This window comes from Promicromonospora noduliphila, assembly GCF_056951025.1.
The window spans coordinates 3,232,060-3,247,365 of sequence record NZ_CM167806.1 but is presented as its reverse complement, the minus strand read 5'-3'; the positions used below and the strand labels follow the sequence as shown (position 1 = coordinate 3,247,365).

General features: G+C 73.2%; 13 protein-coding genes. 9 read left to right on the top strand and 4 right to left on the bottom strand.

Annotated elements, in window-relative coordinates:
* Positions 1–83 precede the first annotated feature (83 nt).
* The 6 genes from AC0QU1_RS14250 (at position 84) to AC0QU1_RS14225 (ending at position 8,637) form a co-directional block, all read left to right on the top strand.
* A complete protein-coding gene (locus AC0QU1_RS14250) occupies positions 84–1,190 on the top strand; it encodes a LacI family DNA-binding transcriptional regulator (RefSeq protein ID WP_483570128.1) in 1,107 nt (368 codons plus the stop codon).
* Positions 1,187–2,809, top strand: a complete 1,623-nt coding sequence (locus AC0QU1_RS14245) for an FAD-dependent oxidoreductase (RefSeq protein ID WP_483570126.1) — start codon at positions 1,187–1,189, stop codon at positions 2,807–2,809. The genes AC0QU1_RS14250 and AC0QU1_RS14245 overlap by 4 nt, the downstream gene beginning before the upstream one ends.
* Before the next feature lie 91 nt (positions 2,810–2,900).
* Positions 2,901–4,217: an ABC transporter substrate-binding protein gene (locus AC0QU1_RS14240; protein ID WP_483570124.1), complete on the top strand. Its 1,317-nt coding sequence runs from the start codon at positions 2,901–2,903 to the stop codon at positions 4,215–4,217.
* A 2-nt stretch (positions 4,218–4,219) separates the two neighbouring features.
* Positions 4,220–5,107 carry a carbohydrate ABC transporter permease gene (locus AC0QU1_RS14235; RefSeq protein WP_483570122.1) on the top strand — a complete coding sequence of 296 codons (888 nt, stop codon included), beginning with the start codon at positions 4,220–4,222 and terminating at the stop codon, positions 5,105–5,107.
* Positions 5,097–6,125: a carbohydrate ABC transporter permease gene (locus AC0QU1_RS14230; RefSeq protein ID WP_483570120.1), complete on the top strand. Its 1,029-nt coding sequence runs from the start codon at positions 5,097–5,099 to the stop codon at positions 6,123–6,125. Before AC0QU1_RS14235 ends, AC0QU1_RS14230 begins: the two co-directional genes overlap by 11 nt.
* Positions 6,126–6,213: 88 nt before the next feature.
* Positions 6,214–8,637: a glycosyl hydrolase family 28-related protein gene (locus AC0QU1_RS14225; protein ID WP_483570118.1), complete on the top strand. Its 2,424-nt coding sequence runs from the start codon at positions 6,214–6,216 to the stop codon at positions 8,635–8,637.
* Positions 8,638–9,009: 372 nt separating this feature from the next.
* Here AC0QU1_RS14225 and AC0QU1_RS14220 read toward each other — a convergent pair whose 3' ends face one another.
* Entirely contained in the window at positions 9,010–9,309 is a 300-nt protein-coding gene (locus tag AC0QU1_RS14220; RefSeq protein WP_483570116.1) for a helix-turn-helix transcriptional regulator, read from the bottom strand.
* A gap of 65 nt (positions 9,310–9,374) precedes the next feature.
* On the opposite strand from AC0QU1_RS14220, the gene map reads away from it, so the two are divergent.
* Entirely contained in the window at positions 9,375–10,184 is an 810-nt protein-coding gene (gene map, locus AC0QU1_RS14215) for a type I methionyl aminopeptidase (protein ID WP_483570114.1), read from the top strand.
* A 136-nt stretch (positions 10,185–10,320) separates the two neighbouring features.
* Here map and AC0QU1_RS14210 read toward each other — a convergent pair whose 3' ends face one another.
* Positions 10,321–10,989, bottom strand: a complete 669-nt coding sequence (locus tag AC0QU1_RS14210; RefSeq protein ID WP_483570112.1) for a response regulator transcription factor — start codon at positions 10,987–10,989, stop codon at positions 10,321–10,323.
* Entirely contained in the window at positions 10,986–12,266 is a 1,281-nt protein-coding gene (locus AC0QU1_RS14205; protein ID WP_483570110.1) for a sensor histidine kinase, read from the bottom strand. Before AC0QU1_RS14205 ends, AC0QU1_RS14210 begins: the two co-directional genes overlap by 4 nt.
* Positions 12,267–12,476: 210 nt before the next feature.
* Here AC0QU1_RS14205 and AC0QU1_RS14200 point away from each other — a divergent pair, with 210 nt between their 5' ends.
* Complete coding sequence (locus AC0QU1_RS14200; protein WP_483570108.1) at positions 12,477–13,172, top strand: ABC transporter ATP-binding protein; 696 nt, start codon at positions 12,477–12,479, stop codon at positions 13,170–13,172.
* The gene (locus tag AC0QU1_RS14195; RefSeq protein WP_483570106.1) at positions 13,169–14,455 is read left to right on the top strand and encodes an ABC transporter permease; all 1,287 of its coding nucleotides are present in this window, start codon (positions 13,169–13,171) and stop codon (positions 14,453–14,455) included. Before AC0QU1_RS14200 ends, AC0QU1_RS14195 begins: the two co-directional genes overlap by 4 nt.
* A gap of 92 nt (positions 14,456–14,547) precedes the next feature.
* On the opposite strand, the gene AC0QU1_RS14190 is transcribed toward AC0QU1_RS14195, so the two are convergent.
* Entirely contained in the window at positions 14,548–15,198 is a 651-nt protein-coding gene (locus AC0QU1_RS14190; protein ID WP_483570104.1) for a UdgX family uracil-DNA binding protein, read from the bottom strand.
* Positions 15,199–15,306: the final 108 nt, after the last annotated feature.

The following is a 15,306-nucleotide window of genomic DNA, read 5'->3' as shown; positions in this document are numbered from 1 at the left end:
CATCATCCCATTGACCGGCCGTGCGCCGGCCCGGGAGGCTCCTGCACGTCATCGTCGACCGACGAGCCGTTCGAGGAGGAACCGTGCCGCGACGCCGCATCACCCAGGCCGATGTCGCGCTCATGGCCGGCGTCAGCCAGGCGACCGTCTCGTTCGTGCTGAACGACAGCGCCCCGGCCGGCGTCCGGATCAGCGCCGAGACGCGGCAGCGCGTGCAGGACGCCATCCGGATCACCGGGTACACGGCCAACCCCGCCGCGCAGCGCCTGGCGGGCGGGCTCACCCAGATCCTCGGCGTGTTCACCTACGAAAGCACGTTCCCGAGCGCCGGCCACGACTTCTACGGCCCGTTCCTGGCCGGCATCGAGCGCGCCGCCGAGCGGCTCGGCGTCGACATCCTGCTGTTCACGAGCGCGCGCGTGGTGGAGGGGCGCCGTCAGCTCACGCGCGACGGGTGGCAGCGGCTCGGCCGCGCCGACGGCTGCCTGCTGCTCGGGCAGCAGGAGAACCGCGGCGAGCTGCAGCACCTGCTGGACACCAACTACCCGTTCGTGTTCATCGGCAAGCGCGGCAGCGACGGCGGGCGGCTGCCCTACGTGGGCGCCGACTACGTCGCGGCGGCGGCCCGCCAGGTGGACCGCCTGGTCGCGCTCGGCCACGCCCGCATCGGCTACGTGGGCCCGCGCGGGACCGACCAGCCCAACCTCGACCGCGTCGAGGGGTACCGCGTCGCGATGAAGGCGCACGGGCTGACGGCGCGGTTCGTCGAGCTGGACGACGTCGGCGCGACGGCGGCCGAGGTGGTCGAGCAGCGCTTCACCGCCGTCGTCGTGGCGCCGGAGAACTACCCGGAGGAGCTCGTGGACGAGCTCGAGGGGCGCGGCGTGCGCGTGCCCGCCGACCTGTCCGTCATGCTGCTCGGCCAGCCGCACCACCCGCGGCGCGGCGGCAGGCGGTGGTCGGGCTTCTCGATCCCCCGGGAGGAGATGGGCGCCCGCGCGCTGCACCTGCTCTCCCGGCTCGTCGCGGCGGACAGCACGCGCAAGCCACGCGACGGGCGGCGGACGCCGGGGGTCCCCGACGCCGACCTGCACCAGATCCTGGCCTGCGCGGACGTCGAGGGCGCCACCCTCGCGCCGCCGCGGGCCGGCCAGACCGACGTACCCACCGACAGGACGGAGCTCGTGTGAGCCACCAGGACATCCAGACCGACGTGCTCGTGGTCGGCGCGGGGCTCGGCGGCATCGCCGCCGCGCTGGCCGCCGCCGAGCGCGGCGCCCGGGTCGTGCTCACCGAGGAGTACCCGTGGATCGGGGGCCAGCTCACCTCCCAGGCGGTGCCGCCGGACGAGCACCCGTGGGTCGAGGAGTTCGGCGTCACCGCCCGGTACCGGGCGGTGCGCGACGGCATCAGGGGCGTCTACCGGCGCAGCTACCCGCTCACCCGCGAGGCGCGGGCCTGGCGGGCGCTGAACCCGGGCGCCGGCTGGGTCTCCAAGCTGTGCCACGAGCCGCGCGTGGCGGTGGGCGTGCTGGAGGAGCTGCTCGCCCCGTGGCGGTCCGCCGGCCGCGTGCGGCTGCTCGAACGGGTCCGGCCGACGGCGGCGACCACCGACGGCGACCGGGTCACCTCGGTGACGCTCACGTCGGTCCTCGACGGCACCGCGACCACCGTCGCGGCCCCCTACGTGGTGGACGCGACCGAGACGGGCGAGCTCCTGCCGCTGACCGGGACCGAGTACGTGACCGGGTTCGAGTCGAACCGGGACACGGGCGAGCCGAGCGCACCCGACGTCGCGCAGCCCGACAACGTCCAGGCGTTCAGCGTGTGCTTCGCCGTCGAGCACGTGGACGGCGACCACACGGTCGACCGGCCGGAGCGCTACGACTTCTGGCGCACCTACGCGCCCGCCGCGTGGAACGGCGAGCGGCTGCTGTCGTGGGCGGCGCCCAACCCGCGCACGCTCGACATGGAGGTGCGCACGTTCACCCCCAACCCGGGCGACGACGCGCTGGCCGTGGACGCCGACCAGTCGAAGCACGCCGGCGACGGCAACCTGTGGCTGTTCCGCCGCATCGCCGCCCGCGACCTGCACGCGCCGGGCCACTACCCGAGCGACCTGTGCCTGGTGAACTGGCCGAGCGTCGACTACTTTCTCGCCCCCGTGCTGGACGTGCCGCGCGACGTCGAGCAGGCCCGCATCGCCGACGCCCGGCAGCTCAGCCTCTCGCTGCTCTACTGGATGCAGACCGAGGCGCCGCGACCCGACGGCGGCACCGGGTACCCCGGCCTGCGGCTGCGGCCCGACGTCGTTGGACACGCCGACGGGCTGGCCCAGGCGCCGTACCACCGCGAGTCGCGCCGCATCCGCGCCGTCACCACGGTCACGGAGAACGACGTCTCGTACGCGGTGCGCGGCGACCGGGGCGCCACGCGCTACGAGGACTCCGTGGGCGTCGGGATGTACCGCATCGACCTGCACCCCTCGACCGGCGGGGACACCTACATCGACGTGCCCTCGACGCCGTTCGAGATCCCGCTCGGCGCCCTGCTGCCGCGCCGCACGACCAACCTGCTCGCGGCGAACAAGAACCTCGGCACCACCCACATCACCAACGGGTGCTACCGCCTGCACCCCGTGGAGTGGAACGCGGGCGAGGCGGCCGGCCACCTGGCCGCGTACTGCCTGGCCAACGCCAGGACCCCGCACGAGGTGCAGAGCAAGCCCGACCTGCTGGCCGACTACCAGGCGGAGCTCGTCGCCGCGGGCGTCGAGCTGCGGTGGCCGGCCGGCGTGCACCCCTACTGACCGTCACCCCCGACCCGATCGTCACCCCGATCGCCCTGTCCGTCTTCGGCCCGACTCGTCGTCGGCCCGTCTTCAGTCCGAAGGAGAACTGATGCACTCCCAGCACACCCGTCGCCGTCGCGCGATCGCCGGCGGCACCGCCGCCGTCGCCACCACCCTCGCCCTGGCCGCCTGCGCCGGCGGCGGGACCACCGCCGCGGGCGAGCCAGAGACGCCGTCCGAACCCGTCGAGCTGCGCATGACCGTGTGGACGGCGGACGAGGCGCAGCTCGACCTGTTCCAGGAGATCGCCGACGAGTACGTGGCCCAGAACCCGGAGCTCGTGTCGGGCGTGACGTTCGAGACCATCCCGTTCGAGGACTACACGACGTCGCTGACCACCCAGCTCGCCGGCGGCAACGCACCCGACCTGGCCTGGATCTTCGAGAGCAACGCCCCCGAGTTCGTCTCCAGCGGCGCGCTGGTGGACCTGCGCCCCGTGCTGGAGGGCACCGACGGCTACGCGCTGGACGAGCTCCTGCCGGGCGCGCTCACGCTCTGGGAGGACGGCGAGGGCCTGTACGCCTACCCGTTCTCGAACAGCCCGTTCGCGATGTTCGTCAACACCGACCAGCTCGCGGAGGCGGGCCAGCCCGACCCGGCCGAGCTCGTGGAGTCGGGGGAGTGGACGTTCGACGCCGCCAGGGACATCGCGGCGGCGACCGCCGAGGAGACCGGCAAGCAGGGGCTCGTCGTGCGCGACTTCGACTACCAGCTCTGGGAGAACCTGGCGACCGTCTGGGCCGCCTGGGACGCCGCGCCCTGGAGCGAGGACGGCACGCAGTGCACGTTCACCGACCCCGAGATGGTCGAGGCCATGACCTGGCTGCACGATGCGACGTTCGAGGACGGCGCGCTGCCCGGCCCCGGCACCACCGCCGACTTCTTCGCCGGGGACGCCGCCATGACGATCACCCAGATCAGCCGCGCGTCGTCGCTGGACGGCTCGTTCGACTGGGACGTCGTGCCGCTGCCCGACGGCCCCGCTGGGCACCAGAACGTGATCGGGCAGGCGGGCATCGGCGTCTTCGCGGCGGGGGAGAACCCCGACGTCGCGGCCGACTTCCTCGCCTGGTTCACCAACCCGGAGAACGCCGAGCAGCTCGCGGCGTACTTCCCGCCGCCGCGCGAGTCGCTCCTGAACGCCGAGACGATGGCAGCGGCCAACCCGCTGCTGAGCGGCGAGCAGCTCGAGGCCGTCGTCGTGGACGGCGTGCAGGACGCCGAGACCAAGCCGGCGCACCGGAACTTCGCCCAGCTCGCGGAGACCGTGCGCGCCGAGCTCGACGCACTCTGGACGCCGGACGCGGACGTCGAGGCGGTGCTCGCCGACACGTGCGCCGCCGCCCAGCCCCTCCTGGAGGAGTGACCGTGGCGGCATCGGCGCTGGCGCGCCGGGACTCGGCGGCGGGCGCCGCGATGGTGGCGCCCGCCGTGCTCGGCTCGCTCGCGTTCGTCATCGCGCCGCTGGTCATGGTGGTCTGGTACTCGCTGCACGAGTGGAACGTGCTCGCGAACACCTTCACGTTCGTGGGCGGGGAGAACTACGCGCGGCTGGCGGCCGACCCCGGCCTGCACGACGCGCTGCTGGCCAGCCTCTGGTTCTCGGTCGGCCTGGTGGTGCTGAACATCGCGCTGGCGCTCGTGCTCGCCGTGCTGCTGAACCAGCGGCTGCCCGGCACCACCACGTTCCGCACGTTCTTCTTCTCGCCCGTCGTGGTGTCGCTGGTCGCGTGGACCATCGTCTGGAGCTTCCTGCTCCAGGCCGATGGCGGGATCAACGGGTTCCTGTCGCTGCTGGGCGTCCAGGGGCCGAACTGGCTGCGGGGCGAGGTCACGGCGATGATCGCGGTCATCGTGGTGCAGGTCTTCAAGAACGTGGGCCTCAACATGATCCTGTTCCTCGCGGCGCTCCAGGGCGTGCCCGCGGAGCTCCAGGAGGCCGCCACCCTGGACGGGGCGGGCGCCTGGCGGCGGTTCCGGTCCATCACGCTGCCGCTGATCAGCCCCACGATCCTGCTGGTCTCGATCATCACGATCGTCGGCTCGCTCGAGGTGTTCGCCCAGATCGACGTCCTCACCGGCGGCGGGCCGGGCACCTCGACCACAGTGCTCGTCTACTACCTGTTCCAGCAGGCGTTCCGGTTCAACGAGTTCGGCTACGCGAGCGCGATCTCGGTGCTGCTGTTCGTCATCGTCCTTGTGCTGACCCTCGTGCAGTGGCAGTCGCGCAGGAGGTGGGTCTTCCATGAGGTCTGACATGAGGTTCGGTACGACATCCGAGCCAACGTCCGGGACGGCGTCCGGCCTGCGGTCCGCGGCAGGCGCGGGCTCCGGCGTCCGGCCCGCGCCGCCGTCCGGCATGGGAGGGGGCGGCCCCGGCAGGACGACGGCGGCGGGCGGGCCGGCGCCCACGGTGCGGCGCGGCCCGCGGCCACCGACCACACGGCAGCGCTGGACGCGCGGCGGGCTCGTCGCGCTGCTCGCCCTGCTGAGCGTGCCGTTCGTCTTCCCCACGTGGTGGATGGCGACGTCCAGCCTCAAGCCGATGAGCGAGATCCTCCAGGCCGTGCCGACGCTCTGGCCGCAGGACCCGTCGTTCGCCGCCTACGGCGACGTGTTCACCCTGCAGCCGTTCGCCCAGCAGTACTGGAACTCGCTGTACATCGCCGCCCTGGTCACCGCGGGCACGATCCTGGTCTCCGCGATGGCCGGCTACGCCTTCGCGCGGATCCGGTTGCCCGGCGCGAACGCGCTCTTCGTGCTCGTGCTCGTCGGCCTGCTCGTGCCGTCGGAGGTGACGATCGTGCCGCTGTTCCGCATGGTCAACTCGCTCGGCCTGATCGACACGCACTGGCCGCTCATCGTGGTGCCGATCCTCGGGGCGCCGAGCGTGCTCGCCACGTTCATCATGCGGCAGTTCTTCCTCGGCCTGCCCGTCGAGCTGGAGGAGGCCGGCCGGATGGACGGCCTCGGCCGGTGGGGCCTGTTCTGGCGGATCGCGTTCCCGCTGTCCCGTTCCGCGGTGGCGGCGGTGGCGATCTTCACCTTCCTCAAGTCCTGGAACCTGTACCTCGAACCCATCGTGTACCTGTCCTCGAAGGAGAACTTCACGCTGCCGCAGGCCCTGACGCAGTACGTCGACGCCTACGGCGGGCCCATGTGGAACGTCCAGCTCGCCGCGACCACCCTGACCGTGCTGCCGGTGCTGGTCGTGTTCCTGCTGGCGCAGCGGCAGTTCGTCCAGGGGCTCGCGCACACCGGGCTCAAGGGCTGAGCCCGCCCGGTTCACGGTCGCGGCGGGGGCCCGTCTCCCGAGCGCCCGTCCCAGCAAGGCATCCGTCTCACGAAGGAGTGGATCGGTCATGCACACAGCCCCCACCCGCGCCCGCGCGGTGCTCGCGGTCACCCGCGCCCGCGCGGTGCTCGCGGTCCTGGCGGCGCTCGCCGTCTGCCTCGCGGGGTCCGTCGCGCCGGCGGCCCTGGCCGCCGGCACGGCACCCGGCGCCGGCGTAGCATCCGGCACCGGCGGGACGACGTCGGCAGCGGCCGCCGCGTACCCGAGCGCCCCGCCCTCCGCCGTCGTCCAACCCGCGGTCGCCGAACCCGCGGTCGCCGAACCCGCGGTCGCCGAACCCGCCGTCGTCCAACCCGCCGCCACGGACCTGGCCGCCACCACGGGTGACCGGCACCCCACCGGCCGCTCCGTCTACCGCACCATGCCCCACGACGACACCGCCGTCGTGCTCGGCAGCGAGGAGTTCCCGGTGCACGGCGACGGGATCGGGGACGACACCGCCGCGATCCAGGCCGCCGTCGACGAGGCGTCCCGCCGCGGCGGCGCGAACTGGCTCGGCAACATCGTGGGCGGGGCGCGCAACCTCGACGTCGGCGACGGCGGCGGGGTCGTGTTCGTGCCGGAGGGCCGCTACCGGGTCACCGGCCGGATCAACCTGCACGCCAGCGTCCGGCTGATCGGGTTCGGGCGGCAGCGGCCCGAGTTCTACGTGGCGCCGGGCACCGCGGCGTACGCGGGCGACCCCCAGTTCGTCTTCGCTGCCACCCGCCGTCCGGTCGACTACGACGGCGCCGTGTCGTTCGGCAACAACGACACGTTCGGCACCGGCCTGGTCAACGTCGACCTCACCGTCGCCGACGGCAACCCGGGCGCGGTCGGCGTGCGGTTCAGCGGCGCGCAGATGTTCCTGCTGCAGGACGTCGACATCGACATGGGCGACGGCTACGCGGGCATCGACCACAACGCGAACCTGATCCAGCGTGTCAACGTGCGCGGCGGCCGGGTCGGCATGCTCGCGTTCGCCGCGACGCCCGGCTGGCAGACCACGGTCCTGGACAGCTCGTTCACCGGGCAGACCGAGACCGCGATCCGGCTGCACACCGACGCGAAGCTGAGCATCGTGCGCGCCCGGTTCGCCGACCTGCCGCGGGGGATCGAGGCCACGCCCGCACAGGCGCAGCGGCTCTACCTCCAGGACTCGCTGTTCGAGCGCGTCACCGGTGCGGCCATCTCGCTCAACGACACCGAGTCCATCCCGGCGCCGTCCGAGCCGGAGCTCGTGCGCGGCCAGAACCAGCTCAACGTCGTCGACACGGGCCTTTCCGACGTCGGCGCGCTGCTGCGTACCGTGCCGAGCGGGCGCACCTGGACCGTGCCCGCGGCCTCCGCGCTCGTGCGCGACGCCACGCTCGGCCGGCGCGTCACCGACGCGCTCGGCGACCACGAGTCCCGCACCGACGACGTCGTCGTCGACGCCGTGCCGCGCAGCGTCGAGTCGCTCGAACGGCGGCTGACCACCGACGTCGCCCTGCCGCCCGACACGAGGGGCTGGGTCAGCATCGTCGAGTTCGCGGCCGAGCGGGGGCAGACCGTCGGGCAGGGCGAGGACGACCTCGACGTGTTCCGGGCCGCCCTCGCCGAGCACGACACCGTCTACGTGCCGATGGGCCGCTACCTCCTGTCCGACACGCTCCGGCTCGGGCCGAGCGACAACCTCGTCGGCCTGCACCCGCGCCAGACCTGGCTCGCGATCCCCGACGAGGCCCCCGCGTTCGCCGACGCCGACCACCCGCGGGCGATCCTCACCACGGCGCCGGGCGGGCGGAACGTCGTCTCCGGCATCGGCCTCGACACCGAGCGGCAGAACCCGGGCGCCGCGCACGTGCGGTGGCGGTCCGGCCCGCACAGCCTGCTGTCCGACGTCACCACCGAGTTCGTCAAGTGGGCGCCCGAGGTCACCGAGCCCGGCAACCCCACGGCGGGCGACCCCGGCTACGCGTACCGCGGCCGCACCAAGTACAACTTCTGGGTCGACGGCGGGGGCGGCACCTTCGTGAACCTCTGGGCCATCGCCGGCTACGCCGACAACGGGCTGCTGATCGAGGACACCGACGTGCCCGGGCGGATGTACGAGATCTCGGTGGAGCACCACGAGGAGCGCGAGGTGGTGCTGCGCGGCGTCTCCGGCTGGGAGCTGCACGCCCTGCAGACCGAGGACCACATCTACGGCTGGCGCTCGCAGGCGGTCGAGATCACCGACAGCCGCGACGTGCTGTTCGGCAACACCGTGTTCTTCCGCGTGGCCACGGTGCTGGGACCCTATCCGTACGCGATCGGCGTCGAGCGCTCGACGGACATCACCGTGCGCGGCACCCGCGGGTACCGGGACCTGAACCCGGCCAACACCCGCTGGGGCGCGACGGTCCGCGACGTGGGCACGGGCCGCGAGGTCCGGGATCTGGAGGTCGCCTACCTGGGAATCGGGGACTAGGCCGTCTGTGTCCCCGGGGTCTCTGTGTCCCCAGCCGTCGTCCCCCGGGGGTCTCTGGGTCCCTGACGTCGTCTCCCGGCGTCGAACCGCAACGACACGCCGAGTCCACCGACGTCGAACCGCAAGTTGATCGTCACCACCGGGCTCGAGCCGCAAAGTAGGTGTCACCGAGCGCCCGTATCGACGTGCGGGTTGCGGTTCGGCGTCCGCGGTCGCTAGCAACTTGCGGTTCGGCGTCTGCTGTCGTGACGAACTTGCGGTTCGGCGTTCGCTGTCGTGACCAGCTTGCGGTTCGGCGTCCGGCGCCGTGATCAACCCGCGGTTCGGCGGACGGCGTCGTGGCCAGCTTGCGGTTCGACGTCGGTGGAGGGCCTACGACGCCAGGCGTTCGTGGGCCCCGCGGCCGCTCGGTTCGAGATCGGCGGCCGCCGGGCGGCTGATCTCTGCCCATACCTCGTCCAGGGACAGGCCGAGGACGTCGGCGATCGCCGCGATGGTCGGGAACGCGGGGGTCGCCACGCGGCCGGACTCGATCTTGCGGAGGGTCTCCGGCGAGACGCCGGCGTCGAGCGCGACCTTGAGCATCGGGCGCTCACCCCTGGCCCGACGGAGGAGGGCGCCGAGGCGCTGCCCGCGCTCGACCTCTGCGGGGGTGAGCGGCAACCTGACCATGGCTCCGATACTAGTACCGGGATAATATGGCCGGGATAGTTATTGGAGAGCGAGAAGGGCGCCACATGATCGAGATCCTGAACCCCACCGAGCTGGCCCGGGCACGCGAGTCCGGCGCCCTGGTCGCCGACATCCTGCAGACGCTCAAGGGCCGCAGCAGCCCCGGCACCAACCTCCTGGACATCGACCGCTGGACCCGGACCATGATCGAGGAGGCGGGGGCGGAGTCCTGCTACGTCGACTACGCGCCGTCCTTCGGCCGCGGGCCGTTCGGCCACTACATCTGCACGGCGGTCAACGACGCCGTCCTGCACGGCAAGCCGCACGACCGCACGCTGGCCGACGGCGACCTGCTGACCCTCGACCTCGCCGTCTCCCTGGGCGGGATCGCGGCGGACTCGGCCATCAGCTTCGTCGTCGGCGGCGCGGAGCGGCCGGAGAGCACCGCGCTGATCGAGACGACCGAGCGGGCGCTGCGCGCGGGGATCGCCGCGGCCCGGCCCGGTGCCCATCTCGGCGACATCTCCTACGCCATCGGCACGGTCCTGCGGGCGGCCGGGTACCCGATCAACACGCAGTTCGGCGGGCATGGCATCGGGTCGACGATGCACCAGGACCCGCACGTCCCGAACACCGGACGCCCCGGCCGCGGCTACCGCCTGCGTCCCGGGCTGCTGCTCGCGCTGGAGCCGTGGGCCATGACGGACACCGACGAGCTCGTCGTCGACGCCGACGGGTGGACCCTCCGCAGCGCGACCGGCTGCCGCACCGCGCACAGCGAGCACACGGTAGCGGTCACCGAGCACGGCGCCGAGATCCTCACCCTGCCGAGCCGGCGCCCTCGTGGGGCGGAGGCCGCGACTGCCGTCGCCTGACCGGATCGCTCGAGCGGATCGGGCTGACCGCGGTCGCCTGTCCAGCGGGTCGCCGTGCCCGGGGCGGCTGCCGTCGCCCGACCGGATCGCCTGACCCGCGGTCGCCCCCACCTGGGCCGGCCGACACGCCCGTGCCCTACCGCCCCCGCGGCTCGACCAGCCCGTTCTCGTACGCCGCGATCACGAGCTGCGCGCGGTCGTGGGCGCTCAGCTTGGTCATGATCCGGTTGACGTGCGTCTTGGCGGTGTGCGGTGAGATGGACAGCAGGTCCGCGATCTCGCCGTTGGACCGCCCGGTGCCCACCAGGGCGAGCACCTCGGACTCCCGCTCGGTCAGGTCGTGCAGTTCCCGCGGCGGCTCGCTGGTCCGCAGGCGGGTCGAGCGCACGTACCGGTCGATGAGCGTCCGGGTGGCCACGGGGGACAGCAGCGCGTCGCCTCGGTGGACCGCCCGGATCGCGGCGGCGATCTCGTCGCGCTCCGCCCCCTTGCCGATGAACCCGCTCGCCCCGGCGCGCAGGGCGGCCACGATGTACTCGTCCTCCTCGAACGTGGTCAGCACCAGCACCCGGACCGCCGCGAGGTCCGGGTCGGCGCAGATCTCGCGGGTCGCGGCGATACCGTCCAGGCCCGGCATGCGGATGTCCATCAGCACCAGGTCGGGGCGGCGCTCGCGCGCGAGGGCTATCGCCTCGTGCCCGTCGGCGGCCTCGCCCGCGATGGTGAGGTTGCCGCTGTGCGTGATGAGGTCGGCGATCGCCGAGCGGATGAGCGCCTGGTCGTCGGCGACGAGCACGGAGATCATGGGAACTCTCCCGTCGGCAGGTTCGCGTCCAGCGTCCAGAAGCCCGTCCCGGTCGGGCCGTACGTGAGCGTGCCGCGCACCGACTCCACGCGCTCGCGCGCCCCGACCAGGCCGTGGCCGGCCGCCTCTCCGTCAAGCCGGGCTCCACCGTCGGCCCGGGCTGCGCCGTCGGCCCGGGCCGCGTCGTCGGAGCGGGCTCCGCCGCCGGCCCCGGCAGCGGCGCCGGCACCGCGAACGGACCCGGCCCCCGCGCCGTCCGCCGTCGGCCCGACGACGGCGGGCACCGGGTTGCTGACGGTGACGCGCAGGCTGCCGGGCAGGTACTCGACCACGACGTGCGCGCGGTGCTCGCCGCCGTGCTTGTGGGCGTTGGTGAGCGCCTCCTGGATCACGCGCAGGGCGACGACGTCGACGGCGGCGGGCAGCTCGCGCGCGTCGCCGAGCCGCCGCACCGTCACGTCGAGGCCGTGGCGGCGGAACTCGCGCAGGATGTCGTCGAGCTGGGCGAGGCCGACGGGTCCGGTGCCGGGCGAGCCGGGGTCGCGCAGCGTGGCCAGCAGGTCGCCGATCTGCGCGAGCACGGTCCGCGAGGCGCCGCGGATGACGGCGAGCGAGTGCTCGGCGTCGTCCGGCCGCTCGCGCAGCGCGGAGGACGCGACCCCCGCGTGCAGGTTGATGACGGCGATCTGGTGCGCGACCGCGTCGTGCAGGTCGCGGGCGATCGCGAGCCGGTCCTCCGCGACGCGCTGGTGGGCGAGGGCCTCGCGCGTGGCCTCGGCGCGCTCGGCTCGTTCGGTGATGGCGCGGAACTGCTCGCGCTGCACCCGGACCAGGTCGCCGAGCGCGCCGAAGAGCAGGACCAGGAGCAGGAACTGCCCGAACCCGCGGCCGACGGCGACGACGCCAGCGGCCCCGACCAGGACCGCCGCGGGCAGGACCACCCAGAGGGACTGCCGGCGCGGCAGCCGGTCGCTCGCCGTGAACGCGGCGACCGCCACCGCCAGCACGACCCCCGGGTTGACCAGTCCGAGCGGCACGCTGAGCCAGGCCAGGCCCACCGTCGTCGCCACGGTGGTGCGGGGCAGGCGGCGGCGCACGAGGAGCAGCGCGGCCGCGACCAGCGCGAGCGCGGCGACGTCGGCCCGCCAGTCGGGTTCGCCGTGCTCGCTGACCGGGAGCGGGCTGGCGCCCACCACCGCGACGGTCGCCACGACGTGGCCGGCCCAGGCGGGGACGCGCCGCCCGGGGCCGAACCGCAGGTCCTCGACTCGTTGCATCTCGCCCCCTGTCCGCGTCCCGTTCGGGAGCTGTTCGCGCCGTACCAAGCATCCCGCACACGCTGCACCCCGCGCGTCCCGCCCGGGCGGTATCCGGATGTACTACGAGCGCGGTACACAAGAGTCATCGCCAGGACGATTCGCTCGGGAGCAAAGTCGCGGAGGGTTGGTCACGTCAACATCTCCGGTACCACGAGGGAGGCGGCCGAGGTGGCATCCCCACTGATCTCCGTCAGCAACCTGCGCAAGACCTACGGGTCGGGCCCGAGCGCCTTCGAGGCGCTCAAGGGGCTGGACCTGGACATCGCCGAGGGCGAGTCGCTCGCCGTCGTCGGCAAGAGCGGGTCGGGCAAGTCGACCCTGATGCACCTGCTCGCCCTGCTCGACCGGCCGACGGCGGGAACCATCACCCTGGACGGGACCGACACGTCCCGGCTGTCGGCCAAGCAGCTCAACCAGACACGCAACAGCACGTTCGGCTTCGTCTTCCAGCAGTTCTTCCTCAACGCCCAGTCCAGCGTGCTGGACAACGTGACGCTCCCGCTGAAGATCGCCGGGGTGCCCCGACGGGCGCGCCACGCCCGCGGGATGGCGGCCCTCGCCCAGCTCGAGCTGGACGACAAGGCGCGCAACAAGGCCAACGACCTGTCGGGCGGGCAGAAGCAGCGGGTGGTCATCGCGCGGGCGCTGATCAACCAGCCGCGCGTGATCTTCGCCGACGAGCCGACCGGGAACCTGGACTCCGCGACGGGCGCCGTCGTGGAGGGCATCCTCTTCGACCTCAACCGGCGCCAGGGCATCAACCTGGTCGTCGTCACGCACGACGAGGAGCTCGCCTCCCGCTGCGACCGCAGCATCCACCTGCGCGACGGCCTGGTCGCGGCGCGCGAGGGGGTGGCGGCATGAGGGGCGTCGACGTCGTGGGGACCGCGTTCCGCAACGCGTTCCGGTCCCGGCTGCGCACCACCCTGACCGTGCTGGCCATCTTCATCGGCGCCTTCACGCTGTCCCTGACCAACGGCCTGGGCACCGGCATCAACCAGTACATCGACGACACGGTGGCCTCGGTCGGCGTCGAGGACGTCATGACCGTGACCAAGACGAGCGAGGAGGCGCCCGCCGACGGCGGCCCCACCGAGTACGACCCCAACCAGATCACCCAGACCGACGGCCCGCCCGGCATGACGACGACGGCGCTGACCGAGGACGACATCGACACCATCGCCGACATCGACGGGGTGCTGGACATCCGGCCCGACAAGAACGTGCTGACCGACTACGTCCAGCACGACGACGGGACCAGGTACCAGCTCACGCTGTCCCAGTTCGTGCCCGGGATGTCGGTCGAGCTCGCGTCCGGCGAGCAGGTCGACCTCGACGCCGACGAGGCACAGCTCGTGCTGCCGGAGGACTACGTCGAGCCGCTGGGCCTGGGCAGCGCCGCCGACGCCGTCGGGCAGACCGTCACGCTGGCCGTCACCGACGGCACCGGGACCCAGGTGACCACCGAGGCGACGGTCGTCGGCGTGGCCGAGCCCGGCATCCTCACCATGGGCGGCGCCATCCCGAACGAGACGCTCACCGAGACGCTCTACGACCTGCAGAGCGAGGGCGCGCCGGAGTCGCAGGCCACGCAGTACGCCCAGGCCTCCGTCTGGTTCGACCCCGACGCCGGCGAGGAGTCCACCCAGGCGCTGCAGGACCGCCTGGAGGACGCCGGCTACACCGCCAGCACGCTCGAGGACACGCTCGGCACGGTCACCTCCGTCATCGACGGGATAGTGCTCGTGCTCAACGGGTTCGCGGTGATCGCCCTGATCGCGGCGGGCATCGGGATCGTCAACACCCTCTTCATGGCGGTCCAGGAGCGCACCCGCGAGGTGGGCCTCATGAAGGCGATGGGGCTGTCGAGCCCGCGCGTGTTCTCGCTGTTCAGCATCGAGGCGGTGGTCATCGGCCTGCTCGGCAGCGCCCTGGGCGTGGTCGGCGCGATCGGCGTCGGCCAGCTCGTCACGGGCGTGGCCGGGGACCTGCTGGCCGACCTCCCTGGGCTGACGCTCGTCGCGTTCGACCCGGTGTCGGTCGCGACCGTCGTGCTGGGCGTCATGGTCATCGCGTTCCTCGCCGGCACGCTGCCCGCGCTGCGGGCCGCGCGGCAGGACCCGATCTCGTCGCTGCGGTACGAGTGACGGAGAGGGCGGGCTGAGGCCGACGGCGTAACACTGCGTGGACAACGTCTACGCAGCGTTACCCTTCCCCGGGAGAACGCCGGCGGACGGCGTCAGCCCGCGGCCTCCGCGGCGGTCCGCAGGTCGGCGGCCAGGGCGCCGAACTTCTCGTCGAACTCCGACCGGTCCCGCAGCCGCAGCAGCGCCGACGGGTGCGTGGTGATCACCACGTCGTACGCGCCGCCGTCGAGCACCTGCCCGCGCTCGGCGCCGATCCGGACCTCGCGGCCCAGCACCGCGCGCGCCGCCGTCGCCCCGAGCGCGACCACCACGCGCGGCCGCACCGCGGCCAGCTCCGCCTCCAGCCACGGCACGCACGCCCGGATGTGCGCGACGTCCGGCTTCTTGTGCAGCCGCTGCTTGCCGCGCTCGGTGAACCGGAAGTGCTTGACCGCGTTGGTCACGTACACCTGCTCGGCGTCCAGGCCGGCGGCATGCAGCGCGTCGGCAAGGACCCGCCCCGCCGGGCCCACGAACGGCTCACCCTCCCGGTCCTCGCGGTCGCCGGGCTGCTCACCGACCAGCACCACCGCGGCGTCGCCGGGTCCGGACGAGAACACCGCCTGGGTCGCCGGCGCCCACAGCTCGCAGCCCCGGCAGGCGTGCACGGCCTCGGCGAGGCTCGCGACGTCGGCGCTCGCGGGCACCCACTCACCGGCGCCGGGGCGGGCGGGTGCGGACCGGGACGTTCCGGCACGTGGCACGCGGTCACCTCCTCGCTCCCCACCAGGCTGTCCCGACCCCGGCCCGCTCGCTACCGCATATGACGCCTGACGTGTGCGGATCGGGGCAACCGGCGTCACTATGTCCCG

Coding starts and splice junctions, on each gene's coding strand:
- AC0QU1_RS14240 (WP_483570124.1), top strand. CDS start 2,901: ATGCACTCCCAGCACACCCGTCGCCGTCGCGCGATCGCCGGCGGCACC.
- AC0QU1_RS14230 (WP_483570120.1), top strand. CDS start 5,097: ATGAGGTCTGACATGAGGTTCGGTACGACATCCGAGCCAACGTCCGGG.
- AC0QU1_RS14225 (WP_483570118.1), top strand. CDS start 6,214: ATGCACACAGCCCCCACCCGCGCCCGCGCGGTGCTCGCGGTCACCCGC.
- AC0QU1_RS14220 (WP_483570116.1), bottom strand. CDS start 9,309: ATGGTCAGGTTGCCGCTCACCCCCGCAGAGGTCGAGCGCGGGCAGCGC.
- map (WP_483570114.1), top strand. CDS start 9,375: ATGATCGAGATCCTGAACCCCACCGAGCTGGCCCGGGCACGCGAGTCC.
- AC0QU1_RS14210 (WP_483570112.1), bottom strand. CDS start 10,989: ATGATCTCCGTGCTCGTCGCCGACGACCAGGCGCTCATCCGCTCGGCG.
- AC0QU1_RS14205 (WP_483570110.1), bottom strand. CDS start 12,266: ATGCAACGAGTCGAGGACCTGCGGTTCGGCCCCGGGCGGCGCGTCCCC.
- AC0QU1_RS14195 (WP_483570106.1), top strand. CDS start 13,169: ATGAGGGGCGTCGACGTCGTGGGGACCGCGTTCCGCAACGCGTTCCGG.